The organism is Kitasatospora sp. NPDC057223 (assembly GCF_042669755.1).
Taxonomy (GTDB): domain Bacteria; phylum Actinomycetota; class Actinomycetes; order Streptomycetales; family Streptomycetaceae; genus Kitasatospora.
The window spans coordinates 34,435-61,102 of record NZ_JBHUWW010000028.1; the positions used below are offsets into that span (position 1 = coordinate 34,435).

Consider the following 26,668-nt stretch of genomic DNA (forward strand, 5'->3'; position numbering starts at 1 on the left):
GCGTCCGGCGCGGGTCGACTAACCTTGAGGGAGACATCCCCAGGTTTAGAGAGAGGTTCGCCCCGTGGACACTGCCGACCGAGCGCACGCCCCGGTCGTCGTCGCCATCGACGGACCCTCCGGATCGGGCAAGTCGACCGTCTCCCGCGCGGTCGCCGCCCGGCTCGGGCTGAGCTTCCTGGACACCGGCGCGATGTACCGCGCGATGACCTGGTGGATGCTCGCCAACGAGGTGGACGTCGAGGACCGCGAGGCCGTCGCCGTCGCCTGCTCCAAGCCGGTGATCGTCTCCGGTACGGACGCGGTCGGCCCGACCATCACGGTCGACGGCCAGGACGTCTCCGGCCCGATCCGCGGCCCCGAGGTCACCGCCGAGGTGAGCGCCGTCGCCGCCGTCCCGCAGGTGCGGGCCCGGCTGGTGGAGCTGCAGCGGGGCTGCGCCGGGGTCGCCGAGCGCGGCATCGTCGCCGAGGGCCGGGACATGGGCAGCGTGGTGTTCCCGGACGCCACGGTCAAGATCTTCCTGACCGCCTCCGAGACCGCCCGCGCCGGGCGCCGGGCCGCCGAGCTGCGGGCCAAGGGCGTCGACGAGGCCACCATCACCACGATGGCGGCCGACCTCGCCCGCCGGGACGCCGCCGACTCCTCCCGGGAGACGGCACCGCTCACCCAGGCCGCCGACGCCGTCCTGGTCGACACCAGTGAGCTGACCCTCGACCAGGTGATCGCCACGATCGCCGCGCTGGTCGAGGAGCGGGCCGGCCTGTCTGCGGTCTGAGCACCTCACCACCACCCGCTCCACCCCGCTCCACCCCGCTCCACCCCCTGATTTTCGCGCTGCCCGTAACGAGGGCAGGTACGCACGGCACGTCCCTGGGAAGGGCCGGGCCGGGAAACGGACAAACGAACATGACCGAAGAGACCACCACCGACTCCGGTGAGCTCGACGCCGCCGACTACGCCGAGTTCATGGCCCTCGCGGCCGAGGAGGGCTTCGACGGCGAGGACTTCGACGGCGAGGGCGGCCACGCCCCGCTGCCGATCCTGGCCGTCGTCGGCCGGCCCAACGTCGGCAAGTCGACCCTGGTGAACCGCATCATCGGCCGCCGCGAGGCCGTCGTCGAGGACAAGCCCGGCGTCACCCGCGACCGCGTCTCGTACGAGGCGACCTGGAACGGCCGCCGTTTCAAGCTGGTCGACACCGGCGGCTGGGAGCTCGACGTCCTCGGCATCGACGCCATGGTGGCGGCGCAGGCCGAGCTCGGCATCGAGAGCGCCGACGCGGTGCTCTTCGTCGTGGACGCCACGGTCGGCGCGACCGACACCGACGAGGCGCTGATCAAGCTGATCCGCCGGGCCGGCAAGCCCACCGTGCTCTGCGCCAACAAGGTCGACGGCCAGTCCACCGAGGCCGAGGCCGCGTACCTCTGGTCGCTCGGCCTCGGCGAGCCGTACCCCGTCTCGGCCCTGCACGGCCGCGGCTCCGGCGACCTGCTCGACGCCGTGATGGCCGCGCTGCCCGAGGCCCCGCCGCAGACCTTCGGCATCGCGCAGGGCGGCCCGCGCCGGGTCGCGCTGATCGGCCGGCCGAACGTCGGCAAGTCCAGCCTCCTGAACAAGGTCGCCGGCGAGGAGCGGGTGGTCGTCAACGAGATGGCCGGCACCACTCGCGACCCGGTCGACGAGCTGATCGAACTCGGCGGCAAGACCTGGAAGTTCGTCGACACGGCCGGTATCCGCCGCCGGGTGCACCTCACCGCGGGCGCCGACTTCTACGCCTCGCTGCGCACCTCGGCCGCGCTGGAGAAGGCCGAGGTCGCCGTCGTCCTGGTCGACGCCAGCGAGACCCTCGCCGAGCAGGACACCCGGATCATCTCGATGGCCGTCGAGGCCGGCCGCGCCGTCGTCATCGCCTACAACAAGTGGGACCAGATGGACGAGGAGCGCCGCTACTACCTGGAGCGCGAGATCGAGAAGGATCTCGTCCAGGTGCAGTGGGCGCCCCGCGTCAACGTCTCGGCGCTGACCGGCCGCCACATGGAGAAGCTCGTCCCGGCGATCGAGACCGCGCTGGCCGGCTGGGAGACCCGGATCCCGACCGCCAGGCTCAACGCCTTCCTCGGCGAGCTGGTGGCCGCCCACCCGCACCCGATCCGCGGTGGCAAGCAGCCGCGCATCCTGTTCGGCACCCAGGCCGGCATCCGTCCGCCGCGGTTCGTGCTGTTCGCCTCCGGCTTCCTGGAGGCCGGCTACCGCCGCTTCGTCGAGCGCCGCCTGCGGGAGGAGTTCGGCTTCGTCGGTACGCCGATCTCGATCTCCGTCCGGGTGCGCGAGAAGCGCCGCCGCAAGTAGGCCGCAGCAGGACGGACGCGCTGAAGGCCGCGGGCCCCGGCACCCGGACGGGTGCCGGGGCCCGCGGCCTTTCCCGCTCCCGGGTGGCCCGCTGTCAGGAGTCGGCGGAGCTCCGGCCCGGCGGCAGCGAGAGCCGGTTGCGGTGCCGCCCGCCCGTCCCGGTGCCCGCGGGCTGCACCTGGCCGAGGTAGCCGGCCGCCACCCAGCCCTGCCCGTTGCCGAGCTGGCCCCCGTGCGATCCCTGGTGCCCGCCGCCCTGCTGCCCGTCCGACGGACCGCCCTGGGCGCCCTGCTGCCCGGCCTGCTGCCCGTTCTGCTGACCTGGCATGAACTGCGGTGCGCCGGGGGCCTGCCCGGCGTACGTCAGGAAGGCCTGCTGCTGCGGCGGGTGCGGACGCGCCTCGGAGCGGCCGGCGTACGAGTCCCGGACGGCGAACCCGGTGAAGCGGAGGTCCTCCTCGCCCGCGCGGTCGCCGGGCAGGGCCCGGAACAGCCTGCGGTACTCGGAGTACAGCTCGTCGTAGATCGGTGTCGCGGAGTGCGGGTGCTCCGCGTCGTACGACGGGCGCATGGCCGGGATCGGGCGGCTGGTGGTGACGGTGGAGCTGGTGGGCTGACGGTGGGCTGCGGCGACGTCGTAGCTGTACACGTAGGAGCCAACGAGCGAGAACGGCCGGGGATGCGGCTGCGTGCGGCCCCGTGGCCGCCCGGAGCCGCATCCCCGCACTCCGCCCGGCCGCGTGGTTGTACGTGACGTGCATGACCTACGTGACGTACGTGGTGAACGTGATGCGCGCGTCGGGCCGGCTCGGGGGCGCCGGCTCAGGTGCCGGCGAGCGGGAGCGAGGCGCCGACCACGCGGCCCTGGGACGCGGCCCGCTCCAGCGCCAGCCGCAGCAGGTCCTCGCGCGGCTGGCGTCCGATGGTCCCGGCCGGCACCGCGTACATCGTGACCTCGGCCTGCTTGCCGGCCGCCACCCGCCAGGCGTCGGTGACCTGCAGCGGCTGGTGCGCCTGCCACCAGCCGGTACTGCCGCCGGCCGCGGCGGGCTGCAGGATCGCGTGCAGCTGGCCCATCACCATCAGCACCGACCAGCCGTTCAGCTGGGCGGGCGTCACGTCGATGTCCGTCAGCGGCTGGAACCCGGCGTCCTGGAGCAGGCTGAGGAACTCGTCCGAGCCCGTGGTGTTGCCCGGCCGGCCGACCGGGCCGGTCGGCTCGACGACCAGCGCGGCGTGGCCGGTGTCGCCGTGCAGGACCAGCCCGCAGGTGATGCCGAGGACGGCGGCCTGGCCGGCCGTGGTCGGGGCCGGCAGCGGTGCGGGGGCCGGCGCGTCCGCCACGGGCGGGGCGAGCGGGTGCTGCGGGGTGACCGTGGCCGGACCCTGCGCCGGCACGCCGCCCTGGGCCTGGCTGATGCTGGCGACCGCGCCGAGCAGCTGCTCCTCGGAGACCGGCACCACCTGGGACGGGATGCAGCGGGAGTGCGCGAAGGCGAGCACCGCCGTCTCGTCGCCGATGAACAGAACGGTGCTGGTGGGCTCCAGGAGGGTGTCACCCGGTGTCCGGCAGGACGTGCACTCGTAGGTCTCGGGTGCGTGGTTCCCGCCGAGCAGGCGGTCGGCCTCGTCGTCGCCGATCTCGGATCGAACCTCGTCGCTGACATCGAGCATGTGCGGCACGAAGACTCCTCGGGTTGTTGCACGGTGGCGGGGGCGCCCCCGGCCGCCATTACCAACGTGCCCCTGTGTCAGGGGTCACGGGTGGGTGCGGCACCTGACAGGTATTGCCCCGTCCTCGGCTCCGAAGAGTGCTCCTGTGGTCACATTGCGTCGACATCTGGCATGAACAGGGCCGCGGTGAACTGTGAGGTGGGACACGGGCGGCAATGGTTTGATCTAGGAAATGACGGTCAAAACGGACAATCAAGACCTGTTTCCGTGATCGTTACCATCGGTAACGCTTCGCTGAGCTGGGAAGACCTCAAACTGTTTGGTTCCTGGCCCAGGCGCTCGTAGCTTCTTTCTCGGTGCAACGAGCACCACCCGGGTTCACCCCCACCGCACGGCCCGCCGGTTCGCCCGGCGCCGGACGTGCCCGCCGGCCGGCCGTCTCGAACGGGCCGCCGGTGCGCAGGGGGTAGGCCGGGGCGGCGCGGCACGTCCCATACGTGCTCGGCCGCTCAGTGAGTGAGGCACGCGAAACGGGCCCGTCGAGGGTCTGGTTCCGCATGCCCGCCCGGGGCTGTCGAGAGGAACCTCATGACCTTCCGTAACGAGACTGCCGCTGCCACCACCACCCCCGCCAAGCGCAACCGCGTGCGGATGGTCGTCATGGCCGGCGCTGTCGCCGCCCTGCCGGTGGCCGGCCTCGTCACGGCCACCACGGCCTCCGCCGCCTCGGTGTCCACCTGGGACGCCGTCGCCCAGTGCGAGAGCACGGGCAACTGGAGCATCAACTCGGGCAACGGCTTCTACGGCGGCCTGCAGTTCACCTCCAGCACCTGGGCCGCCTTCGGTGGCACCGCCTACGCCCCGCAGGCCAACCTGGCCACCAAGGCGCAGCAGATCGCCATCGCCGAGAAGGTCCTCGCCTCGCAGGGCCCCGACGCCTGGCCGGTCTGCTCCGTCAAGGCCGGCCTGACCGCCGGTGGCGCCCCCGCCGCCGTCGACACCTCCGCCGCGACCCCGGCCCCGGCCGCCGCGCCGAAGGCCGCCACGCCGAAGCCGGCCGCCAAGCCCGCTGCCTCCTCCTCGGACAGCGCTGCCGCGACCACCAACACCGCCAAGCCCGCCCAGGCCCCGAAGGCCTCGGACCCGGCGAAGTCCTGGAAGTCCGACAACGCCTCGAAGTCGTGGAAGCCGGCCGCCAAGAAGAGCACCGGCGGCAACTACACCGTCAAGGCCGGCGACACGCTGAGCAGCATCGCCGCCGCGCAGGGCGTCGACTGGCACACCCTGTACAGCAACAACGCCCAGGTCATCGGCGGCAACGCCAACCTGATCTACCCGGGCCAGACCCTCAGCGTCTGACCCGACCGCTGACACGCGGAACGGCCGCTCCCTTCGGGGGCGGCCGTTCGGCGTTGTCGCCCCCCCGGCGCCAGGCCCTCGGCCCCCGTCCGCCCGCGCGCCGAGGGCCCCGGACGGCGGGCACCTGCGGCGTGTCACTCCGCAGCGGGCCGCCGGCGGACAGGGCGGCGCCTAGGCTCGGCTGCTGTGCCCTCATAGGATCGAACGAGAATCACTTCTACGCGGCGCCGCGGCGCTGCTGTTCGTGCTGCCGGCATCGGCCACCGCACTCACGTCGCCCGCCGTCGCGGCGGCTCCGGCCGCCTTTCCGCCCGCCCCCGTCCCCGCCGTGCTTCGGGCCACCGTCCTGGCCAGCGCCCCGGTCGGCCTCCCCAAGGCTCTCCCAGCGGTCCTCCCGACAGTCCTCCCGGCTGTCCACGACATGGTCTGGGACGAACTGGCCGAGTGCGAGAGCGACGGCGACTGGCAGGCCGACACCGGCAACGGCTACTACGGCGGCCTGCAGATCTGGCCCCCGACCTGGGAGGAGGCCGACGGCTTCGCGTTCGCCGACCGCCCCGACCACGCCACCCGGCGCGAGCAGATCACCGTCGCCGAGGAGATCCTCCGTCAGCAGGGCTGGGAGGCCTGGCCCTCCTGCTCCCGCGACATCGGTCTGCTGGACGCCGGCCCGGTGGGCCCGGCGCCTGGGTACGAGCCGGACGCCCGTACCCGCAGCCGGCCACCCCGTCCCGGATGACCGTGCCGGATGACCGGGCCGGGCCGGTGCCGGTGCCGGTGCCGGTGCGACGCCCGTCCTGCCGCCGCCTGTGCCGCCCACCCCGGGCGGCGGGAATGCGCCGGGCCGCTGGAGAATTCGACTGGACGAAGGCGGCAGCCGGGCAGAAGACCTCTCCCGGGCCGTCAGGGAGAGGACACGCACCATGGGAACCCCCGTCGACCAACTGGTCGAGCTGCTCGACCTGGAGCAGATCGAGCTGAACATCTTCCGCGGCCGCAGCCCCGAGGAGCAGCTCCAACGCACCTTCGGCGGCCAGGTCGCCGGACAGGCCCTGGTCGCGGCGGGCCGCACGGTGGACGGGGACCGCCCGGTGCACTCGCTGCACGCCTACTTCCTGCGCCCGGGCGTGCCCGGCGTGCCGATCGTCTACCAGGTCGACCGCATCAGGGACGGCCGCTCCTTCACCACCCGCCGGGTGCTCGGGATCCAGCAGGGCCGCTCGATCTTCGCGCTCACCGCGGACTTCCACGTACCGGAGAAGGGCGGCATCGAGCACCAGGACGCGATGCCCGACGTTCCCGCGCCCGAGGACCTGCCCAGCGCCCTGGAGGAGGTCGGCGCCAGACTCGGCGAGCTGCCGCCGTTCATCAGCCGCCGGCAGCCCTTCGACATCCGCTACGTCGAGCGACTGCGCTGGACGAAGGAGGAACTGACCGGCATCGAGCCCCGCAGCGGCGTCTGGCTGCGCACCAACGGCGCACTGCCGGACGACCCGCTCATCCACGTCTGCGCCCTCACGTACGCGAGCGACATGACCCTGCTGGACTCCGTCCGGGTCCCGGTGGAGCCGCTGTGGGGGCACCGGAACTTCGACATGGCCTCGCTCGACCACGCGATGTGGTTCCACCGGCCGTTCCGCGCGGACGAGTGGCTGCTCTACCAGCAGGCCTCGCCCGTCGCGCACGGCGCCCGCGGCCTCGCCCGGGGGGAGATCTACGACCGCAGCGGCCGGCTCGTCGTCTCGGTGATGCAGGAGGGCCTGTTCCGGCCGCTGTCGCAGCGGTAGCGGCCGTGCGGGAGCAGCAGCGCGGCGGCGGCCGTGTCTGGTCGTGTCTGGTTGTGTCTGGTTGTGCCTGGCCGTGCGTGGCCGTGCGTGGCCGTGCGTGGCCTGCGGGGAATGATCCACCCCGGCCCTGAGCGTTGACCCAGTCGGTACCTATCGCACCGCACTGGAGGGGTTTCGATGACAGCCACTGCCGCCGAGGCATGGAAGTACTGGACCGACGGCCGGGCCGCCGCGGTCAGCTCACCGCACGGCCAGCTCGCGCTCACCGGCACGCACTGGCTGGAGCCGGAGCCCACGGCGATCCCCGGCCTGCCCGGCCTGTGGTGGAGCGACAGCGAAGGTGTGCGCCTGCGCGCCACGGCGGCGGACGGCATCACGGTGTCCGGTGGTCCGGGCGGTGGCCCGGAGGGCGGTTCGGACAGTCCCGTGGACGGCGAGGTGCTGCTCCGCCCCGACACCGACCCGGCCGCCGACGTGGCCGCGCTCGGCGACCTGAAGCTGGTCCCGATCGAGCGCGAGGGCGAGATCGCGCTGCGGGTCTTCGACCCCGCCTCCCCGGCCCGCGCCGCCTTCGCGGGTATCGCCGCCTACCCCTACTCGCCCGAGTGGGCCGTCCCGGCGGTCTTCACCCCGTTCGAGGACGACCAGGCCCTGGTCGTCCCGAACGCCGACGGCCGGGAGCGCCCGCTCCAGGTCACCGGCCTGATCACGTTCACCCTGACCGGCGAACAGCACACCCTCACCGTGAGCCGCTCCGGGGCCGGGCTCAGCGGCGTCATCGCCGACGCGACCAGCGGCAAGGACACCTACCGCTTCCGCTTCATCACCCTGCCCGCCCCCGACGCGGACGGCCGCACCGTCCTCGACCTGAACCAGGCGCACCTGCCCCCCTGCGCCTTCGCCGACCACTTCATCTGCCCCTTCCCGCCGCCGGGCAACCGGCTCACCGTCGCCGTCGAGGCAGGTGAGAAGCAGGTTCTGACCCGCTGACCACCCGGTCCGTCCTGGCTGCCGGCCACCCCGGTGGGCGGCGGCCAGGAATGAGGGTCGAGCATGTGTCACTGTGCCGACGAACCAACCCGCCCCCGCGCCTCATTCCATACCCCTCCCCGCGACGGACGCCCTGCCTGCGGCCGGTGACGCGCGGGCCGCCCCCGCCGCGCCCCTCCCGCCGGCGGCGGAGCGCGGGTCCTGGTACCGCCGGGCGGCGCGGGGAGCCTTCGCCGACCTGACCCCGCTGCGGGAGAACGCCGACTACCGCCGCGTCTGGTTCGGCCAGGCCGTCTCCTCCATCGGCCAGCAGATGACGGCCGTCGCCGTCTCCGTCCAGGTCTACGACCTGACCGGGTCCAGCTTCGCCACCGGCCTGACCGGCCTCTGCTCCCTGTTCCCGCTGATCGCCTTCGGCCTGTACGGCGGCGCCATCGCCGACACCGTCGACCGCCGCCGCCTCGGCCTGATCGGCGCGGCCGGCCTCGCCCTGGTCTCCGCCGTACTGGCCTGCCAGGCGCTCGCGGGCCTCGGACAGGTCCTGGTGCTGTACGCGGCCGTGGCCGCCCAGGCGGGCTTCTTCGCCATCAGCTCGCCCGCCCGCTCCGCGATGATCCCCCGACTGGTGCCGTCCCGTCAGCTCCCGGCAGCCAACGCCCTGAACACCGTGAGCATGAACCTCGGCCTCACCGTCGGCCCGATGATCGGCGGCGTCCTCATCGGCGCGTACGGCGCCCAGTCCGCCTACCTCGTCGACACCGTCGCCTTCACCGCGACCCTCTACGCCATGTGGCGGCTGCCCGCGATGCGACCCCTCGGGGACCGCAAGGGCCGGGCCTCCGTCCTCGACGGACTCCGCTTCCTGCGCGAACAGCCCAACCTGCGCACCAGCTTCCTCGCCGACCTCGCCGCCATGATCTTCGGCATGCCGCGCGCCATCTTCCCCGCCATCGCCGTCGGCTTCTACGGCGGCGACGCCCGTACGGTCGGCCTGCTCGTCTCCGCCCCCGCCATCGGCGCCCTGGCCGGCGCACTCTTCTCCGGCTGGATCGGAAAGATCCACCGCCAGGGCGCCGCCGTCCTCGTCTCGGTCGCCGCCTGGGGCCTGGCCATCGCCGCCTTCGGTCTGGCCCGCAACCTCTGGCTAGGCCTCCTCCTGCTGGCCGTCGCGGGCTGCGCCGACACCGTCAGCATGATCTTCCGCAACACGATGATGCAGGTCGCCGCCCCGGACGAGATGCGCGGCCGCCTCCAGGGCATCTTCATCGTCGTCGTCGCCGGCGGCCCCCGCCTCGGCGACTTCGAGTCCGGCGCCGTCGCCTCCCTCACCTCACCCGCCGTCTCCGTCGTCACCGGAGGCCTCGCCTGCGTCGCCGCCATCATCTTCCTGGCCGCCCGCCGCCCCGCCTTCCTCCGCTACGACGCCCGCCACCCCACACCCTGACCTGCACCGCCGCCCTGCTCACCCCCGCCACCCCGCCACCCGAAACCTGGCAGCGAGCACCCCCCGACGTGCTGTATTGTTTTCCACGTCACCGGAACAATGGCGACAAGGTCGAGAAACCGAAGAGCAGAGCCGCAAGGCACCTGCCCCAAGGTCCGAGACCACGGGACGTGGCGCAGCTTGGTAGCGCACTTGACTGGGGGTCAAGGGGTCGCAGGTTCAAATCCTGTCGTCCCGACCAGCGTTTTCGCAGGTCGTAGGCCGTTTCCACCGTGAGGTGGGGACGGCCTTTCTGTTGTTCCGTCAGCGTGTGGTCGCCTGGTGGTCGCATTGCGCCACGGCTGTGAGTGTTCTCGGCGGGGCGGGTCGAATGGAAAGCCGTGGGTGGCGCGGCCCCTTTCTGTGCGGGTGGCTGATGCCGCGGTAGGCGTCCTGGTCGGCGTGGTCGAGGCGTCGGCGATGCCGTCGACGGCGCCGCGGGCCGCCTTGCCGCGCAGGTGGTGGTAGAGGTTCACGGCGGTCGAGAACGTCGAGTGGCGGACGGTCTTGGAGAGGATGGCCATCTCGGTGCCGGCGTCCATGGCCAGGGTGACGTCGAGGTGGCGCAGGTCGTGCAGGGTGGTCTTCGGGACGCCGGCCGCACGGCACGGGGCGTGGAAGCGGTTGAGGACGTACTGCGGGTGCAGTCGGCGGCCGTTCCTGGTGAAGACGAGGCCGTCGGCGGGCTGGTCCTGGTCGCGGGTGCTGCCGTGCGAGTGCAGTGGTGAGGCGCAATCGCCACCGGGTTCGGCAGACCCGTCGCGAGGCAATGCGCCGGACTCGACCGGGGCCACTGTTCCTCCGGCCTCGGGAACCCGCCTGGCGGTCAGCTGTCGGGAGGCTTCTGGCGGCGTGGCGCGTCCTTCGGGGCGGCCGGGCCGGAGTCCGTGCCGCCGGGGCCGGCCAGGCGCAGCGAGCGGTCCAGCAGGACCACCACCAGCAGCACGACGGAGGTGCCCAGCATGAACAGGGCGAGCCGGTGCAGGCCCGGGGTGTCGGCGCGGTGGGGGAAGAACACGGCGTCGGCGGCCGAGGCGCTCATCGCGCCGAGGTAGGTGAAGGTGCGCAGCAGGCCGGCCGAGGAGGCGGTGCGGGCCGGATCCGCTTGGTGGTACAGCGCGTTCTGGTTGGCGAGACCGTTGAGGCCCTGTGGGACGCCGACCAGCACGGCCGCGGTGCCGAGCAGCCAGAGCGGGCTGCCGGGGTGCACGGTCAGCAGCAGTGCGCAGGCGGCGATCTGGGCGATGCTGCCGGTCAGGAGCTTGCCGCGGACCTCCCTGCGCCGTCCGGTGATCCCGGTGGCGACGACCGCGGCGAGCGACATCGGCAGCAGCACGAGGCCGGCCGCCGAGGCGTGCAGTCCCCGGCCCTGCTCCAGCCACTGCGTGAAGCCGTACATGAACGCGTAGCCGGTGGTGCAGGTGAGGAGCTGGCGCAGGAAGGTGGCCAGCATCGGCCGGTTGCCGCCGAGGACCCGCAGGTCGATGAACGGCTGCGGGACCCGCAGCTCCCGCAGCGCGAAGCCGGCCGCGGCCAGGGCGGTGAGCAGGAGCAGGTACCCGTGCGCGGGATGCGGGTCCATGAGGAAGAGCATCAGCGCGGTGAGCGTCGCGGCGAACAGTGCCATGCCCGGTACGTCCACGGGTGCGGCCGGCCGGGCGCCGGGCCTGCGCTCCCTGGCGGGGTTCCGGGGCAGCCGCAGCGCGCCGAGCACCAGGCAGGCCAGGGAGAGCGGGATGTTGACGGTGAAGATCGTGCGCCAGCCGCCCAGGCCGATCAGCAGGCCACCGAGGGTGGGGCCGATCACGGCGATGGTCTGGTTGGCGATCGAGAGTGCGGACAGGACGCTGCTGGGGCTGTCGTCGCCCGTGCGGGCGGACTCGCTGCGGATGAGGTGCATGGCGGCCGGGTACGCGGCGCAGGTGCCCAGGCCGAGCAGCACCCGCGCGGTGATCAGGACGCCGAGCGAGGGCGCGAGGGCCCCCAGCAGGCCGGCCGCACCGACCAGTGCGGTGCCGGCCAGGTAGAGCCGGCGGGGCCCGTACATGTCGACCAGTCGTCCGACCACGGGCTGGCCGACGGCGGTGGCGAGGTACAGCGCGGAGACCAGCCAGACGGTCTGCGACAGGGGCGTCCCGAAGGCGGCTCCGATCGGTACCAGGGCCACCGCGAGCATCGAGGAGTTGATCGGATTGAGGACCGAGCCGAGGATCATCGGGGTGATCAGTCGGCGGTCGAAGCCGGGGGCGGGGCGGGCCCCGGCAGGGCGTGGGCCGCCGGGGCGGCGGGCGGTGCTGACGATCACGGCTGGTTCAGCCGGTCCAGCAGGCCCAGCGCCTCGATGACGGTGCGCCGCTCGGCCTCGGTGAAGCGTTCCTGCAGGGTGTGGGCCAGCCACTCCGTGCGGGCCTGCCGGTCTCCCTCGATCCGCTCGCGGCCGGCCACGGAGAGGGTGACCAGCTGGCGGCGGCCGTCCTCGGGGTCCGGATGGCGCTGGACCAGCCCCTGCTGGTCGAGTGCCGCCAGCGTGGCGGCCATCGACTGGGGCCGGACCCGCTCGGCGCCGGCCAGGGCGCTGGCCGAGGAGGCGCCCTCCTTGTCCAGTCGGCTGAGCACCGAGACCTGGGAGGGGGTGAGGCCCTCCGGCCCGGCCAGCTCGCGCAGCCGTCGGCGCAGGCGACTGAAGACGGCCCGTACCTCACTGGCTGCGCGCACGGCGGAATCGGAGATGCCCTCGGTGGTCTCGTCCATGGCCCCACGCTAGATTGCACAGGTCAGACTGTCCAGTCTGGACTGTCGAATTCTATGCCGGCACCCGAATGGCCATGTACGAAGTGAACGATGGCGGTGCCTCATGTGCGATGGTGTCCGGCGGCTTGAGGCGCCGGTGCTGCTCCGCCAATTCGTCTGCAAATAGCTGTTGTTGAGCAACGACATGCCGAGATGTTCAGGTCTCGACTGCTGTTGCCTTCGCCGGGGCGCGCCGGGTGGATTTGCTCAGCGGAAGGGCACCCCGGGCAGCGGGACGGTGCGTGGTGCGGGGGCTGCTGGTCAGGAACGGCATGGGTGCGCCGCTGCGGGCGGTGAGTTCCAGGCTCTCCAGCAGGGCGGACGGTGGGACCACGACCACCTCGCAGTGTGCGTGGGCCCGGCAGTAGCGGGCGATCGAGCCGTGCAGAGCCTGCTGGACCCGGCCGTGGTGGCCGCTGCCCAGGACGAGCAGGTCGCCCGGGCTGTTGGCGGCGGCCACCAGGGCGCGGCCGGGTTCGGAGCGGACCACCAGTGGGCGGATGATCATGTCGTTGGGGTATCCGCCGAAGGCCTGCTCGAAAGCGGTGTCCAGGCGCCTGCGGGCGGCGTGTTCCAGCTCCGAGAGCGGCCGTAGTGCTGTGTCCGCGCCGGACCACGCGATCAGCGGGACGAGCAGGGCGTCCCGTCGGCCGGCCTCCTCCACCGCCCGGTGGAGCGCCGCGAGACTGCTCAACGAGCCGTTGACCCCGACGATGACCCGAATGTTCCCGACCATGGCTGCTCGCTTCCCTTCTGCGTCCCGGCGTCCCGGCGTCCCGGCCGGGCCCCGCCCCTCCATTCGACGCCCCGGCCGCCCCTGCGGCGCCGGTCCTTGACGCACGTCCTACGCGGCCCGGCCCTTCTTTGATGCGGCTTTGACACGGCGGCGCAGGGGCGGGCTGTCAGCCGCTCGTGGCTGCCGCGCCCCGTGGGTCGAAGCGGTAGCCGACCTGCCGGACGGTGGAGATCCGGTCCCGGTGCTCGGGGCCGAGCTTGCGTCGCAGCCGGGCGATGTGGACGTCGACGGTGTGTGCGTCGCCGAGCGGCTCCTGGGCCCGTACGAGGTTCAGCAGTTGGCGGCGGGTGTAGACCCGCAGGGGGTGCGCGACCAGGTGGGCGAGCAGCTCGAACTCCAGCGTGGTCAGTGCTCCGGGCGCCACCGGGCTTCGAGCCGCTGCCGGCCGTCGGCGCCCACGACCGGCCGCCAGGAGGCCTGGAGGGGGACGGCAGGACGGTGCGGGCTGTCACCCCTGGTGGACGAGGGGCCGCCGAGCGCCCACAGCACCGTGTTGTCGAGGGGGCTGTCGGCGAGTCGGCGAAGGATGCCGGTCAGGAGCAGGTGCGCGGGTCCGTCCGCCCGGGCGCAGCGGATGGACGTGCGGATCGGCGTGCGGATGTGGAACGGGTTGAGAGCGGTCATGTGGACACCACCTCGGTGAGGCGTCAGCAGGTCTGGGCAGGCGAGTGAGTGAGAGAGGTGGGCCGGGTCAGCGGCTGACCTCGCGGGCGCGGAAGTCCTCGACGCTCTCGCGCCGGATCAGCAGCCTGGCCCGTCCGGCGCGGACGGCGGCGACGGCGGGGCGGCCGACCAGGTTGTAGCCGGAGGCCATCGAGAGTTGGTAGGCGCCGGCGGCGGGGACGGCCAGCAGGTCACCCGCCCGCAGGTCGGCGGGCAGCCGGGCGGCCCGGACCAGGACGTCGCCGGCCTCGCAGTGCCGCCCCACCACGTCGACCTCGCGGGTGCCGGCGGTGGAGGTACGGCCGATCAGGCGCACCGTGTACCGGGCGTCGTACAGGGCGGGTCTCGGGTTGTCGCTCATACCGCCGTCGACGGCGGCGAACACCCGGCCGTCGGCGGTGTGCTTGACCGTCAGCACCCGGTAGACCGCGACCGCGGCGGGCGCGACGACCGCCCGGCCCGGCTCGACGACCAGGCGGGGGACGTCCAGGCGGCGGCGCTTGCAGGCGTCGGCCAGCCGGACGGGGACGAGCGCGGCGAACTCGTCCAGGTCCAGCCCGGTCTCCCCGGGGAGGTAGGGCACCGCGTGTCCGCCGCCGAGGTCGAGCTCCGGGAGCTGGACGCCGTGCTCGTCGCGGATCGCCGTGAGGAGCTCGACGAGGCGGTCGACGGCGGTGAGGTACGGCTCGACGGAGGTGATCTGGGATCCGAGGTGGCAGTGCAACCCGGCCAGCTGCAGGCCGGGTTGGCCCAGGATGCGCCGGACGGCCTCCGACGCGTCGCCGCCCTCGACGGCGAAGCCGAACTTCTGCCCCGCGACGCCGGTCCGGACGGCCTCGTGGTGGCCGGCGGACACCCCGGGCACGATCCGGACCAGGACGCGCTGCGGCGCGTCCGCACTGCTCAGGGCCGCGAGCCGGGGTATCTCGGCGAGGTTGTCGACGACGATCCGCCCGACCCGCAGACGCCGGGCGAGGCGCAGCTCCTCGGGGCTCTTGGCGTTGCCGTGCAGCAGGATCCGCGCGGGCGGGAAGCCGGTCGCGGCGGCGAGGCGCAGTTCGCCCTCGGAGCAGACGTCGAGCCCGAGGCCCTCCTCGGCGGCCCAGTCGGCGACGGCGCTGCACAGGAAGGCCTTCGCCGCGTAGAGCACCTCCGCGCCCGGCAGCGCGGCGCGGTAGGCGCGGCAGCGGGAGCGGAACTCGTCCTCGTCGAGCACGTAGAGCGGAGTGCCGAAGCGGTCGGCGGCGTCGGCGAGGGAGACCCCGGCGACGGTCAACCCGGCGGGGCCGTCCTGGGCCGAGACGGGCCAGGGGGCGCCGACCGGGGTGCCGGGGGTGGGTTCGGCTTCGTCGGTGTAGAGGCAGCCGCGGACGGGGGAGAGGGTCATGACGTGGTGCTCCTTGCGGTGGTCACGACAGTTGCGATGGTCACGACCGGCGCGGTGGTCACGACGGTTGCGATGGTCACGACGGGCGCGGTGGGAACGACGGGTGTGGTGGTCACGACCGGCGCGCTGCCGGCTGCCGTGGCTCCGGCGGGGACGAGGCGGCGCAGGACCAGCTCGACCTGCACCCTGGCGGCCCCGGCGCGGCAGAGGTCCGCGACGACGGCGCGCAGTTCGTGCCGGTCGGTGCAGGCCAGGTGCAGTTCCAGATCGGCTTCCCCGGCGAGCGCGAGCCCCCATTGGAGCGCGGGGAGCCGGTCCGCCAGCCGGTCGAAGTCCAGCGGTACGGGCCCGTGGGTGACGCGGGCGACGGCCCGCAGTGGCCGCCCCGGGGTGCGCGGGCCGGACTCGGTGCGGAGGGCGGTCATCGCTGGTGCTGCAGGGCGGGGAAGCGGGGTGCGGCGTGCACCGCGGTGCGGGCGGCCGGCGCCGTGGTGGCCCGGGCGACGGGCGGCGCGACCAGCTGAGGGTCGACGACCAGCGCGGTGGCGCCGAGCGGCGCGGCCAGGGCACGCAGCGCGGGTTCGGCGAGTCGGACGGAGAGCTGGGCGGGCCCGAGCAGCGCGGTCAGTGCGGTGGCCGAGGAGAAGGCGACGGCGCAGCGGCTGCCGTCGCGCTGCTTGAAGAGCCGCAGTGCGTACGCGGCTCCCACGGTCCGGACCGGGACGTGCAGCACGGGCCGGGGTTCTTCGGGCTCCGTAGGGGCCGGGGTGGTGCTGGTCATGGCGGGTGCTCCGGAGGGCTGGTGGAGAACAGGGACGGGTCCTCGTCGACCCGCTGGGAACATCTCCGACGCTAGGTCGGCCGACGCGCGGAGCGCCTGATCCTGACGTCCCGTTGACTGTCCCGGCGGCTCCCCTGACGAAGCCTTGACGCCGCCGGCCCGTTCGCCGGCGGGCACCCCGACGCCGGGACCGGACGGCGTCCCCCGCGCGCCGCCGGGCCTCGGCGTCAGGAAAGCGTCGGGATCCCCGCCACGGACGTCAGGAAAGCGTCAGGGGCGGGCCCGACCGGCCGCCGGGCCGGTTGGCTGGTGGAAAAGCGAGCACACGAGCGAACGAGAGACGGACATGACGGATACCGGGCAGGGCTACCACGACGGACCTCGCGCCGGCCGGATCGTCGTCGGGCTCAGCGGATCACTCGGCAGTCTGGCCGCATTGCACCGGGCCGTCGCCGAAGGCCGCCGAACCGACGCCGAGGTGCTGGCCGTGCTGGTCTGGGCACCGCCGGGTGGTGAGTTCGGCTACCGCCGCGTGCCCTGCCCGCCACTCCTGGACGCCTGCCGGGAGGCCGCCGAGGCCCGCCTGGGCGAGGCCCTCGACGAGGCGTTCGCCGGCGCGGCACCGGGGGTGCGGCTGTCGGCCGCCGTGGTGCGCGGCGACAGCGGCGACGCCCTGGTCCGCATCGCGGCGGACCCGGGTGACGTCCTGGTCGTCGGAGCCGGCAGCGGTGGCTGGCTGCACCGGGGGCTGCGGCCCTCGGTGACGGCGTACTGCGTCAGGCACGCGGGCTGCCCGGTCCTCGCGGTGCCCCGGCCCGTCCTGCAACGCGAACTGGAGGCCCTGCACCGCCGCAACGCGTGGCACCTGCCGAGCCGGTCCGTTCCGAGTCACTGACAGGGGCGGTCATGAGGCGCTACTCCGTACCTCCCGGCGGACGCCGCTACCGGCCGGCGGCGGACGACCGCTTGCCGGTGGGCATGTCGGGCGTGCTCGCGCTGGTCGCCGGCCTCGGGCTGGCGTACGTCCTGTCGCTGGTCGGCGAGCTGCGCCCGACCTGGTTCGCCCTGGGGGCGTTCGCCCTGCTGAGCGCACTCCTCGGCAGGGCCTCCCGTCCGGCGGCCGCCCCGCTGATCGGGGGAGCCGCTTGGCTCGTCCTCAACGGCTTCGTGGTCCACCGCTACGCCACCCTCGGGTGGGACGGCAGCGGCACCGAGCTCGCCCGCCTGGGCCTGTTCGCCGGCGCCGCCCTGCTGGCCGCGCTGCCTGCGGCGCTGCCCCGGCGCCGAATCCACGGGCAGCCCCTCTCCGTACCGAAGCGGCCGCTTTCGGAACATAGATGACTGTGCGTCAGTCACAAGCATCTGGGCGGAAGGGAGTACGCGGCCGCCCGGTTCGCCTCCGCCGGGAGCTGCCGCCCCCGGGCAGCGGCGTCCGGCCCTCGGCGTCAAGGCCCCGTCAGGGTCTCCGGCGGGGCCGTCAAGATCCCGTACGGACCGTCGGCAGCGGCCGGTGCACCGGCCAGGATCGGAGCACATTCCGATCGACGGAGGGTCCATCCATGTTCGGTACCACCAAGGGGCAGCGACTCGTGCCGGCCCTGGACGCCGGTGAGCCCGAGCCCCCTGATGCCGGTGCCGCCGGTGCCGCCGGTGAACGCCGGGACAGGCTGACCGCTCCGGGCGGCCTCGCGGCGCTGTCGCTGGACGCGATGGCCTCGGTGGCGTACGGGCCGGAGTCGATCGTGCTGGTGCTCGCCGCGGCCGGCGGGTACGGACTCGGCTTCACGCTGCCGGTCACCGTCTCGATCGCCGTGCTGCTGGCCGTCCTGGTCGCCTCCTACCGACAGGTGATCGCGGCGTTCCCGGACGGCGGCGGCGCCTACGCCGTCGCCAAGGCCCACCTCGGCAGACGGACCGCCCTGACGGCGGCCGCCTCGCTGGTGATCGACTACATCCTCAACGTCGCGGTGTCGGTGACGGCCGGGGTCGCCGCCCTGACCTCCGCGTTCCCCGGCCTGTACGGGCAGAGGGTCTGGCTCTGCCTGGCGGTCCTCGCCGTCGTCACCGCCGTGAACCTGCGGGGGATCGCCGAGTCCGCGCGCTGGTTCATGGCGCCGACGGCGGTGTTCGTGCTCTCCGTCATGGCGATCGTCGTCGTCGGGCTGTTCCGGGACGCGCCTGCCTCCACCGAGGCCGCCGCCGGTCATGCCTCCGCGCTGGCCGGCAACGCCACCGCCGTCGGCGCACTGCTCCTGCTCAAGGCGTTCGCCGCCGGCTGCTCGGCCCTGACCGGGGTGGAGGCCGTCGCCAACGCCGTCCCGTCCTTCCGGGCACCCCGGGTGAAGCGGGCCCAGCACACCGAGGTCGCCCTCGGCGGACTGCTCGGCGTGATGCTGATCGGCCTGGCCGTCCTGATCGGACGCTTCCACCTCCAGCCGGTGGAGGGCGTCACCGTCCTCGCGCAGCTGGCGGACGCCTCGCTCGGCCACGGCTTCGGCTTCTACCTGGTCCAGTTCGCCACCGTCGTGCTGCTGGGCCTGGCCGCCAACACCTCCTTCGGCGGCCTGCCCGTCCTGATGCGCCTGCTGGCCCGGGACAACCACCTGCCGCACGTCTTCGCGCTGCGCGCCGACCACCAGGTGCACCGGCACGGCGTGCTGTTCCTGTCCGTCGTGTCGGCCGCGCTGCTGGTCGCCTCCGGCGGGGACGTCAACAGCCTGGTCCCGCTCTTCGCGATCGGGGTCTTCGTCGGCTTCACGATCTGCCAGGTCGGCATGGTCCGGCACTGGAACCGCGAGCGCGGCCCCCGCTGGCAGGGCCGGGCGCTGCTGAACGGCTTCGGCGCACTGCTCACCGGCGTGGCGGCGATCGTCGTCACCGGCACCAAGTTCACCGAGGGCGCCTGGGGCATCTGCCTCGCCCTGCCGCTGCTCGTCCTGCTCTTCGAACTGATCCACCGTACCTACGCCGGGATCGGCGCCCGGCTGGAACTCGGCCGGGTGCCGGGTCCGGTCGAGCGGCAGCGCTCCCTGGTCGTCGTGCCGGTCACCGCGATCACCCGGCTGACCCGCGACGCGCTCGGCGCCGCCGTCTCGCTCGGCGACGAGGTGCTCGCCGTCACCGTCGTGCACACCGCCCCCGACACCGAGGACCGGCAGGCCGCCGAAGCGCTGCGCCGGGACTGGGAGCTGTGGCAGCCCGGCGTGGCCCTCGTCGAGGTGGCCGACGCGCACCGCCGCCTCGGCCCGCCGATCGCCGCCTTCGTCAACGAGCTCGCCGCCGAGCACGCCTACGACCGGATCACCGTCCTGATCCCCGAGGTGGAACCCGTCCGGCTCTGGCAGCGGTCCCTGCAGAACCGGCGCGGGGCCGTGATCGACCGGGCCCTGCGGCGCCACACCGACGCGGTGGTCTGCCGGCTGCGGTTGCGGATGTAGGAGGCCCGCCCCGGCAAACCGCCCGATTGCGGCGGAATGTCCGATTCCATCGGTATATCTTGACGATCCCTTAACGGCACGCCCCGACGCGTGCGGGCGGCCACCTGCCCGTTGGCCCAGGACCTCTCTGACCTGTGGAAACGCTGGATCAGAGCGCCTCTCGCATGCTCGGTACGCCATTTTCGGGCCCGTTGCCCCGACGGCGGAGCCGCATACGCTCGCCCACGTGTTCAATCTGCCCCAGGCGCTCAAGCGTCTCGTGATCGGCCGGGCCATGCGCAGCGAGGAGCTGGGCGAGACGCTGCTGCCCAAGCGGCTCGCGCTGCCGATCTTCGCGTCCGACCCGCTCTCCTCGGTGGCCTACGCCACCCAGGAGATCCTGCTGGTGCTCACCGTCGGCGGCACCGCGTTCCTCTACCTGACCCCGTGGGTCGCGGCGGGCGTCGTCGCGCTGATGGTGGTCGTGGTCGCCTCGTACCGCCAGGTGGTGCACGCGTACCCGAGCGGCGGCGGCTCCTACGAGGTGGTGTCCAGAAACCTCGGGCCCAAGTCGGGCCTGGTGGTGGCGGCCTCACTGCTGGTCGACTACGTGATGACGGTCGCGGTGTCGGTGGCGTCCGGCGTGGACAACATCATCTCGGCGCTGCCCAGCCTCGCGGACCACCGCGTCCTGCTGGCCGTCGGTTTCGTCGCCCTGCTGATGGCGATGAACCTGCGGGGTGTCCGGGAGTCGGGCAACGCGTTCGCCGCGCCGACGTACCTGTTCATCGGGGCCATGCTGCTGATGATCGCCACCGGCCTGGTCCGGGTGGCGTTCGGGCACGCCCCGGTCGCCGAGAGCGCGGCGTTCGGGGTCGACCCGGAGCACGGCAAGGACACCCTGGCCGGCCTCGGCCTGCTGCTGCTGGGCCTGCGGGCGTTCGCCTCCGGCTGTACGGCGCTGACCGGGGTGGAGGCGATATCCAACGGCGTGCCCGCCTTCCGGGCGCCCAAGTCGCGCAACGCCGCCAGCACGATGGCCGTCATGGGCATCACGGCCGTGGTGATGTTCGTCGGGGTCACCGCGCTCGCCCTGATCGCGAAGGTGCACTACGTCGACGACGCCTGCCAGCTCACCGGCATCGCGGGTGAGTGCTCGACCTACACCCAGCAGACCGTGATCGCCCAGCTGGCGGCCTCGGTCTTCGGCGGCAGCGACAGCATCCTGTTCTACCTGATCCAGGCGGCCACCGCGCTGGTCCTGATCCTGGCCGCGAACACCGCGTTCAACGGCTTCCCGCTGCTGGCCTCGATCCTCGCCGAGCACCGCTACCTGCCCCGGCAGATGCACACCCGCGGCGACCGGCTCGCCTTCTCCAACGGCATCATCGCCCTCGCCGTGGTGGCCGGCGGCCTGCTCTGGCTCTACCGGGCGGACGTCACCAGCCTGATCCACCTGTACATCCTGGGCGTCTTCACCTCCTTCACGCTGTCCCAGATCGGTATGGTCCGGCACTGGAACCGGGCGCTGGCCACCGAGACCGACGCCCAGGTGCGGGGCGCCGCGCAGCGCTCGCGGATCATCAACGGCCTGGGCGCGGTGACCACCGCGCTGGTGCTGGTGATCGTGCTGCTCACCAAGTTCACCCAGGGCGCCTGGCTGGCCGTGGTCGCCGCGATCGTGCTGTTCGCCATGATGCGCGGCATCCGCCGGCACTACGACACCGTCGCCGAGGAACTGGCCGTGGACGACCCGCACGCCGAGTCGGCACGGCCGTCCCAGGTGCACGGCATCGTGCTGGTCTCCAAGCTGCACAAGCCCACCCTGCGGGCGCTGGGCTACGCCCAGGCGTTCCGCCCGGACACCCTGGAGGCCGTCAGCGTCGAGGTCGAGCGGGAGGCCACCGACGAGCTGAGGGCCCAGTGGGACGAGTCCGGCATCGAGGTGCCGCTGAAGGTGCTGGACTCGCCGTACCGGGAGATCACCAAGCCCGTCGTCGGGTACGTCCGCGGCGTCCGGCAGGGCAACCCGCTCGACGCCGTCGCCGTGTTCATCCCGGAGTACGTGGTCGGCCACTGGTGGGAGCACCTGCTGCACAACCAGTCGGCGCTCTGGCTGAAGAGCCGGCTGCTGTTCACCCCCGGCGTGATGGTGATCAGCGTGCCCTGGCAGCTGTCCTCGGCCCCCAGGGCCGATCACCCGGCCCGCCGGGCGCCGGGCGCGGTGCGCCGGGGCGAGCCCGTCCGGGCGAAGGACGTCGCGGAGTCGGAAAGCGTCTGACGTCGCACGCGCAGGGCCCCGGGCAGCTCGGCCGCCCGGGGCCCGACGCGTTCCGGACGGCCCTCGGTCGTCGGTCCGGACGGCCTCCGGCAGTCGTTCGGGGCGGCCTCCGGTCGCAGGTGAGTGACGCCGGTATCAAGGACGCGTCAAGGTCACGGGACCAGCCGTATGGAGCCCGTCAGGACGGCTCCCAACGGCGTGACCAGCTGGTTTGCTGGCCACGCCGGTCCTCCTCCGGCGCTGTGCGGACTCCCAGGAGACCGTACGGCCAGGCCCCTGAACCACTTTGGTGGAGCCCATGTCCGACATCGTCTTCGTCGGCGTCACGGTCGCCGTGTTCGCCGTCATCGCCCTGATCGCGCGAGGGGTGGAGAAGCTGTGAGCGCCGAGAACATCGCAGGTCTCATCGTCGCCGTCGCTCTCGTCGGCTACCTCGTTCTGGCGCTGATCCACCCGGAGAAGTTCTGACATGAGCTCCACTCTCGCGGGCTGGCTGCAGGCCCTCGCCCTGGTGGGCGCACTGGCCCTGTGCTACCGCCCCCTCGGCGACCACATCGCCAGGCTCCTCACCACCGCCAAGCACCTCCGGGTCGAACGCGGCCTCTACCGGGTCATAGGCGTCGACGGTGACGCCGACCAGCGCTGGCCGGTCTACCTCCGCTCGGTGCTGGCCTTCTCGGCCGTCTCGGTCCTCCTCCTCTACGGCCTGATCCGCCTCCAGACGCACCTGCTGCTGAGCCTGGGCGTCCCGCAGATGCCGGGCCACCAGGCCTGGAACACCGCGATCTCCTTCGTGACCAACACCAACTGGCAGTCCTACAGCGGCGAGTCCGCGATGGGCCACCTGGTGCAGATGGCCGGGCTGGCGGTGCAGAACTTCGTCTCCGCCGCCGTCGGCATCGCCGTCGTGGCCGCGCTGATCCGGGGCTTCACCCGCAACCGCACCGACCGGGTCGGCAACTTCTGGGTCGACCTCACCCGCATCGTGCTGCGCCTGCTGCTGCCGCTGGCGGTCGTCTTCGCCCTCGTCCTGGTGGCCAACGGCGTGGTGCAGAACCTCCACGGCTTCCACGAGGTGACCACCCTCGCCGGTGACCCGCAGTCGATCCCCGGCGGCCCGGTGGCCTCGCAGGAGGTCATCAAGCTGCTCGGCACCAACGGCGGCGGCTTCTACAACGCCAACTCCGCGCACCCGTTCGAGAACCCGACCGGTTTCACCAACCTGCTGGAGATCTTCCTGCTGCTGGTGATCCCCTTCGCGCTGCCCCGGGCCTTCGGCCGGATGGTCGGCGACAACCGCCAGGGCTACGCGATCGTCGCGGTGATGGGCCTGTTCTGGGTGGCCTCGGCCGCGCTGATCACCTTCGCCGAGTCGCAGCACGGCGGCGCCGCCCTGAACGCGGCCGGCGCGGCGATGGAGGGCAAGGAGCAGCGGTTCGGCATCGCGGCCTCCAGCCTGTTCGCGGCCTCGACGACGCTGACGTCCACCGGCGCGGTGAACTCCTTCCACGACTCGTACACCCCCTTCGGCGGCGGCCTGACGATCTTCAACATGATGCTCGGCGAGATCGCGCCCGGCGGCACCGGCTCCGGCCTGTACGGGATGCTGATCCTGGCCGTCGTCGCGGTGTTCGTGGCGGGCCTGATGGTCGGCCGGACCCCCGAGTACCTGGGGAAGAAGCTCGGCGGGCGCGAGATGAAGTTCGCCTCGCTCTACATCCTCACCACCCCGAGCATCGTGCTGGTCGGCACCGGCGTCGCGATGGCGCTGCCGGGCGAGCGGGCGGGGATGCTCAACTCCGGCGCCCACGGCTTCTCCGAGGTGCTGTACGCGTTCACCTCGGCTGCCAACAACAACGGTTCGGCCTTCGCCGGTATCACCGTGAACACCGAGTGGTACGACACCGCGCTCGGTCTCGCGATGGTGCTGGGCCGGTTCCTGCCGATGGTGTTCGTGCTCGCGCTGGCCGGCTCGCTCGCCCGCCAGCAGCCCGTCCCCGCCACCCCGGGCACCCTGCCCACCCACAAGCCGCTGTTCGTGGGCCTGCTGTCGGGCGTCGTCCTGATCGTCGTCGGCCTCACCTACTTCCCGGCCCTGGCTCTCGGGCCGATCGCGGAAGGTCTACACTGATGTCGTCCACTCTCACCCCAGCACCGGCCGAGACGACCGGGGCCCGGGCGCCGCACCGGGTCGCCAGCGGTCTCCTCGACCCGAAACTGCTCGTCGCCGCGCTGCCGGACGCCGTGAAGAAGCTCGACCCCCGCGTCATGTACCGGAACCCGGTCATGTTCGTGGTCGAGGTCGGATCGGTGGTCACCACCGTCTCCGCCGTCGCGAACCCGTCGGTGTTCGCCTGGTCGATCACCGTCTGGCTCTGGCTCACCACGATCTTCGCGAACCTGGCCGAGGCCGTCGCCGAGGGCCGCGGCAAGGCCCAGGCGGAGACCCTGCGCCGGACCAAGACCGACACCATGGCCCGCCGGCTGGCCGACTGGCCCGCCTCGCGGGCCGAGGAGGAAGTCCCCGGGACAGCGCTCCGGCTGGGCGACCACGTGGTCGTCGAGGCCGGGCAGACCATCCCCGGTGACGGCGACGTGGTCGAGGGTGTCGCCTCGGTGGACGAGTCGGCGATCACCGGCGAGTCCGCCCCCGTGATCCGTGAGTCGGGCGGCGACCGCAGCGCGGTCACCGGCGGTACGAAGGTGCTGTCCGACCGGATCGTGGTGAAGATCGCCTCCGAGCCCGGCAAGTCCTTCATCGACCGCATGATCGCGCTCGTCGAGGGCGCCGCACGGCAGAAGACGCCGAACGAGATCGCCCTCAACATCCTGCTGGCCTCGCTCACGATCGTGTTCCTGGTCGCGGTCGTCACCCTGCAGCCGATGGCGACCTTCGCCGGCGCCCCGCAGCCGCTGGTCGTCCTGGTCGCCCTGATCGTCGCGCTCATCCCCACCACCATCGGCGCGCTGCTCTCCGCGATCGGCATCGCCGGCATGGACCGCCTGGTCCAGCGCAACGTCCTGGCGATGTCCGGCCGGGCCGTCGAGGCCGCCGGCGACGTCAACACCCTGCTGCTCGACAAGACCGGCACCATCACCCTCGGCAACCGCCAGGCCGCCGGGTTCCAGCCGGCCGCCGGGGTCACCGTCGAGGAGCTGGCCGACGCGGCCCAGCTCTCCAGCCTCGCGGACGAGACGCCCGAGGGCCGCTCGATCGTCGTCCTCGCCAAGACCGGGTACGGCCTGCGGGCCCGCGCCCAGGGCGAGTTGGAGCACGCGACCTGGGTCCCGTTCACCGCGCAGACCCGGATGTCCGGCGTCGACCTGGCCGAAGGCGGGGTGCTCCGGTCCGTCCGCAAGGGCGCGGCCGGCTCCGTCACCAACTGGGTCACCGACCAGGGCGGCACCGTCGGCCGGGACGTCGCCGACCTGGTCGACGGGATCTCCGCCGCCGGCGGCACCCCGCTGCTGGTGGCCTCGCGGACCGGAGACGCCGCGCCGCGTGCGCTGGGCGTCATCCACCTCAAGGACGTCGTCAAGGAGGGGATGAAGGAGCGCTTCGAGGAGCTCCGCCGGATGGGCATCAGGACCGTCATGATCACGGGCGACAACCCGCTGACCGCCCGGGCGATCGCGGAGGAGGCGGGCGTCGACGACTTCCTCGCCGAAGCCACCCCCGAGGACAAGATGGCCCTGATCAAGAAGGAGCAGGAGGGCGGCAAGCTCGTCGCGATGACCGGCGACGGGACGAACGACGCGCCCGCCCTGGCCCAGGCCGACGTCGGCGTGGCGATGAACACCGGCACCATGGCGGCCAAGGAGGCCGGCAACATGGTGGACCTGGACTCCAACCCCACCAAGCTGATCGAGATCGTCGAGATCGGCAAGCAACTGCTGATCACCCGTGGTGCGTTGACGACCTTCTCGATCTCCAACGACGTCGCCAAGTACTTCGCGATCATCCCCGCGATGTTCGCGAGCGTCTACCCGGGCCTGCGGCACCTCAACATCATGGGCCTGCACAGCCCGACCTCGGCGATCACCTCGGCGGTCATCTTCAACGCCCTGGTCATCATCGGCCTCATCCCGCTCGCCCTGCGCGGCGTCAAGTACCGCCCCTCCGACGCCGGATCCCTCCTGCGCCGCAACCTCGGGATCTACGGCCTCGGAGGTCTGGTGGTGCCGTTCGTCGGCATCAAACTGATCGACCTCGTCGTCCAGTTCGTCCCCGGCCTGAGCTGAAACGGAGGAAACAGCAATCATGCCCAAGCCACTGCCCACCTCCGTCCGCACCCACTTCACCGCGCTGCGGATGCTGCTGGTGATGACCGTCGTCCTCGGTCTCGCCTACCCGCTGCTGATCACCGGCATCAGCCAGGTCGCCTTCAGCGGCAAGGCCAACGGCTCGATCGTGAGCTCGCAGGGCAAGGAGGTCGGCTCCAGCCTGCTCGGCCAGAACTACGACCTGCCCAAGCAGAACCCCGACGACCCGGACGAGGCCGCCCGCCCGGACCCGAAGTGGTTCCAGCCGCGCCCCGCCGCCTACGCCTACGACCCGAAGAGCTCCGGCGCCTCCAACCTCGGCCCCGACAGCGAGGACCTGCTGAAGGCCGTCCAGGACCGCCGCGCCGCCGTCGCCGCCTTCGACGGTGTCGACCCGGCCGCCGTCCCGCCGGACGCGCTCACCGCCTCCGGCTCCGGCCTCGACCCGCACATCTCCGTGGCCTACGCCGAGGAGCAGGTCGCCCGGGTCGCCAAGGCCCGGAACCTGCCCGCGGACAAGCTGAGCGGGCTGGTGGCCAGGTACACCGAGGGCCGCTCGCTCGGCTTCCTCGGTGAGCAGGGCGTCAACGTCGTCCTGCTCAACAGGGCCGTCGGAGAACAGAACTGATGCGCCGTCAAGTGATCG

26 protein-coding genes and 1 tRNA gene are annotated in these 26,668 nt (G+C 72.7%); 16 read left to right on the top strand and 11 right to left on the bottom strand.

The annotated features are described in order from the left end of the window. The first annotated feature begins 64 nt into the window (after window positions 1-64). Together cmk and der are read left to right on the top strand one after the other, a co-directional pair. A complete protein-coding gene (gene cmk / locus ACFUK0_RS13435) occupies window positions 65-778 on the top strand; it encodes a (d)CMP kinase (RefSeq protein ID WP_380249431.1) in 714 nt (237 codons plus the stop codon). Between the two features lie 131 nt (window positions 779-909). Next, complete coding sequence (der, locus tag ACFUK0_RS13440) at window positions 910-2,352, top strand: ribosome biogenesis GTPase Der (protein WP_380249433.1); 1,443 nt, start codon at window positions 910-912, stop codon at window positions 2,350-2,352. Window positions 2,353-2,446: 94 nt separating this feature from the next. Here the strand turns inward: der and ACFUK0_RS13445 are convergent, their stop codons facing one another. Both ACFUK0_RS13445 and ACFUK0_RS13450 read right to left on the bottom strand, forming a co-directional pair. Then, window positions 2,447-3,001, bottom strand: coding sequence for a hypothetical protein (locus ACFUK0_RS13445; protein ID WP_380249435.1), 555 nt, complete (start codon window positions 2,999-3,001; stop codon window positions 2,447-2,449). 173 nt (window positions 3,002-3,174) lie between these two features. Then, the gene (locus ACFUK0_RS13450; RefSeq protein ID WP_380249437.1) at window positions 3,175-4,035 is read right to left on the bottom strand and encodes a hypothetical protein; all 861 of its coding nucleotides are present in this window, start codon (window positions 4,033-4,035) and stop codon (window positions 3,175-3,177) included. A 579-nt stretch (window positions 4,036-4,614) separates the two neighbouring features. Here ACFUK0_RS13450 and ACFUK0_RS13455 point away from each other — a divergent pair. The 6 genes from ACFUK0_RS13455 (at window position 4,615) to ACFUK0_RS13480 (ending at window position 9,847) form a co-directional block, all read left to right on the top strand. Further along, window positions 4,615-5,385 carry a transglycosylase family protein gene (locus ACFUK0_RS13455; protein ID WP_380249439.1) on the top strand — a complete coding sequence of 257 codons (771 nt, stop codon included), beginning with the start codon at window positions 4,615-4,617 and terminating at the stop codon, window positions 5,383-5,385. 244 nt (window positions 5,386-5,629) lie between these two features. Beyond that, window positions 5,630-6,124, top strand: a complete 495-nt coding sequence (locus ACFUK0_RS13460; RefSeq protein ID WP_380249441.1) for a transglycosylase family protein — start codon at window positions 5,630-5,632, stop codon at window positions 6,122-6,124. 184 nt (window positions 6,125-6,308) lie between these two features. Continuing rightward, on the top strand, window positions 6,309-7,172 hold the full coding sequence (locus ACFUK0_RS13465) for an acyl-CoA thioesterase (protein WP_380249443.1): 864 nt from the start codon (window positions 6,309-6,311) through the stop codon (window positions 7,170-7,172). Window positions 7,173-7,349: 177 nt separating this feature from the next. Then, complete coding sequence (locus ACFUK0_RS13470; RefSeq protein WP_380249445.1) at window positions 7,350-8,162, top strand: DUF1684 domain-containing protein; 813 nt, start codon at window positions 7,350-7,352, stop codon at window positions 8,160-8,162. 73 nt (window positions 8,163-8,235) lie between these two features. Next, window positions 8,236-9,606: an MFS transporter gene (locus ACFUK0_RS13475; RefSeq protein ID WP_380249447.1), complete on the top strand. Its 1,371-nt coding sequence runs from the start codon at window positions 8,236-8,238 to the stop codon at window positions 9,604-9,606. A gap of 164 nt (window positions 9,607-9,770) precedes the next feature. After that, window positions 9,771-9,847: transfer RNA gene (locus tag ACFUK0_RS13480), tRNA-Pro, on the top strand. Here ACFUK0_RS13480 and ACFUK0_RS13485 read toward each other — a convergent pair. From ACFUK0_RS13485 to ACFUK0_RS13525, 9 genes are all read right to left on the bottom strand, one after another. Beyond that, the gene (locus ACFUK0_RS13485) at window positions 9,810-10,415 is read right to left on the bottom strand and encodes a hypothetical protein (protein ID WP_380249449.1); all 606 of its coding nucleotides are present in this window, start codon (window positions 10,413-10,415) and stop codon (window positions 9,810-9,812) included. The two genes, ACFUK0_RS13480 and ACFUK0_RS13485, sit on opposite strands and share 38 nt — an antisense overlap. A gap of 56 nt (window positions 10,416-10,471) precedes the next feature. Beyond that, entirely contained in the window at window positions 10,472-11,950 is a 1,479-nt protein-coding gene (locus ACFUK0_RS13490) for an MFS transporter (RefSeq protein WP_380249451.1), read from the bottom strand. Next, entirely contained in the window at window positions 11,947-12,396 is a 450-nt protein-coding gene (locus ACFUK0_RS13495; protein ID WP_380249453.1) for a MarR family winged helix-turn-helix transcriptional regulator, read from the bottom strand. Before ACFUK0_RS13495 ends, ACFUK0_RS13490 begins: the two co-directional genes overlap by 4 nt. A gap of 196 nt (window positions 12,397-12,592) precedes the next feature. Next, window positions 12,593-13,171: a universal stress protein gene (locus ACFUK0_RS13500; protein ID WP_380249454.1), complete on the bottom strand. Its 579-nt coding sequence runs from the start codon at window positions 13,169-13,171 to the stop codon at window positions 12,593-12,595. A gap of 166 nt (window positions 13,172-13,337) precedes the next feature. Next, on the bottom strand, window positions 13,338-13,595 hold the full coding sequence (locus ACFUK0_RS13505; RefSeq protein ID WP_380249455.1) for a winged helix-turn-helix domain-containing protein: 258 nt from the start codon (window positions 13,593-13,595) through the stop codon (window positions 13,338-13,340). After that, window positions 13,577-13,855, bottom strand: coding sequence for a hypothetical protein (locus ACFUK0_RS13510; protein WP_380249456.1), 279 nt, complete (start codon window positions 13,853-13,855; stop codon window positions 13,577-13,579). The genes ACFUK0_RS13505 and ACFUK0_RS13510 overlap by 19 nt, the downstream gene beginning before the upstream one ends. A 67-nt stretch (window positions 13,856-13,922) precedes the next feature. Continuing rightward, window positions 13,923-15,281 (bottom strand): diaminopimelate decarboxylase, encoded by a 1,359-nt coding sequence (lysA, locus tag ACFUK0_RS13515; RefSeq protein ID WP_380249457.1) that lies wholly within the window; start codon window positions 15,279-15,281, stop codon window positions 13,923-13,925. Continuing rightward, on the bottom strand, window positions 15,278-15,706 hold the full coding sequence (locus ACFUK0_RS13520; RefSeq protein WP_380249458.1) for a hypothetical protein: 429 nt from the start codon (window positions 15,704-15,706) through the stop codon (window positions 15,278-15,280). Before ACFUK0_RS13520 ends, lysA begins: the two co-directional genes overlap by 4 nt. Continuing rightward, window positions 15,703-16,062 carry an SAV_915 family protein gene (locus ACFUK0_RS13525; protein WP_380249459.1) on the bottom strand — a complete coding sequence of 120 codons (360 nt, stop codon included), beginning with the start codon at window positions 16,060-16,062 and terminating at the stop codon, window positions 15,703-15,705. The genes ACFUK0_RS13520 and ACFUK0_RS13525 overlap by 4 nt, the downstream gene beginning before the upstream one ends. A 346-nt stretch (window positions 16,063-16,408) precedes the next feature. Between ACFUK0_RS13525 and ACFUK0_RS13530 the strand changes: the two genes are divergently transcribed. The 8 genes from ACFUK0_RS13530 to kdpC all read left to right on the top strand — a co-directional run bounded on the left by ACFUK0_RS13530 (window position 16,409) and on the right by kdpC (window position 26,650). Then, window positions 16,409-16,957 (top strand): universal stress protein, encoded by a 549-nt coding sequence (locus ACFUK0_RS13530; protein WP_380249460.1) that lies wholly within the window; start codon window positions 16,409-16,411, stop codon window positions 16,955-16,957. 11 nt (window positions 16,958-16,968) lie between these two features. Further along, window positions 16,969-17,403, top strand: coding sequence for a hypothetical protein (locus ACFUK0_RS13535; protein WP_380249461.1), 435 nt, complete (start codon window positions 16,969-16,971; stop codon window positions 17,401-17,403). A gap of 218 nt (window positions 17,404-17,621) precedes the next feature. Beyond that, entirely contained in the window at window positions 17,622-19,499 is a 1,878-nt protein-coding gene (locus tag ACFUK0_RS13540; RefSeq protein WP_380249462.1) for an APC family permease, read from the top strand. A 274-nt stretch (window positions 19,500-19,773) separates the two neighbouring features. After that, window positions 19,774-21,759, top strand: a complete 1,986-nt coding sequence (locus ACFUK0_RS13545) for an APC family permease (protein WP_380249487.1) — start codon at window positions 19,774-19,776, stop codon at window positions 21,757-21,759. Window positions 21,760-22,137: 378 nt separating this feature from the next. Then, the gene (kdpF, locus tag ACFUK0_RS13550; protein WP_380249463.1) at window positions 22,138-22,227 is read left to right on the top strand and encodes a K(+)-transporting ATPase subunit F; all 90 of its coding nucleotides are present in this window, start codon (window positions 22,138-22,140) and stop codon (window positions 22,225-22,227) included. A gap of 1 nt (window position 22,228) precedes the next feature. Next, window positions 22,229-23,890 (top strand): potassium-transporting ATPase subunit KdpA, encoded by a 1,662-nt coding sequence (gene kdpA, locus ACFUK0_RS13555; RefSeq protein ID WP_380249464.1) that lies wholly within the window; start codon window positions 22,229-22,231, stop codon window positions 23,888-23,890. Continuing rightward, entirely contained in the window at window positions 23,890-26,001 is a 2,112-nt protein-coding gene (kdpB, locus tag ACFUK0_RS13560) for a potassium-transporting ATPase subunit KdpB (protein ID WP_380249465.1), read from the top strand. The genes kdpA and kdpB overlap by 1 nt, the downstream gene beginning before the upstream one ends. Before the next feature lie 19 nt (window positions 26,002-26,020). Then, window positions 26,021-26,650, top strand: coding sequence for a potassium-transporting ATPase subunit KdpC (kdpC, locus tag ACFUK0_RS13565; protein ID WP_380249466.1), 630 nt, complete (start codon window positions 26,021-26,023; stop codon window positions 26,648-26,650). Window positions 26,651-26,668: the final 18 nt, after the last annotated feature.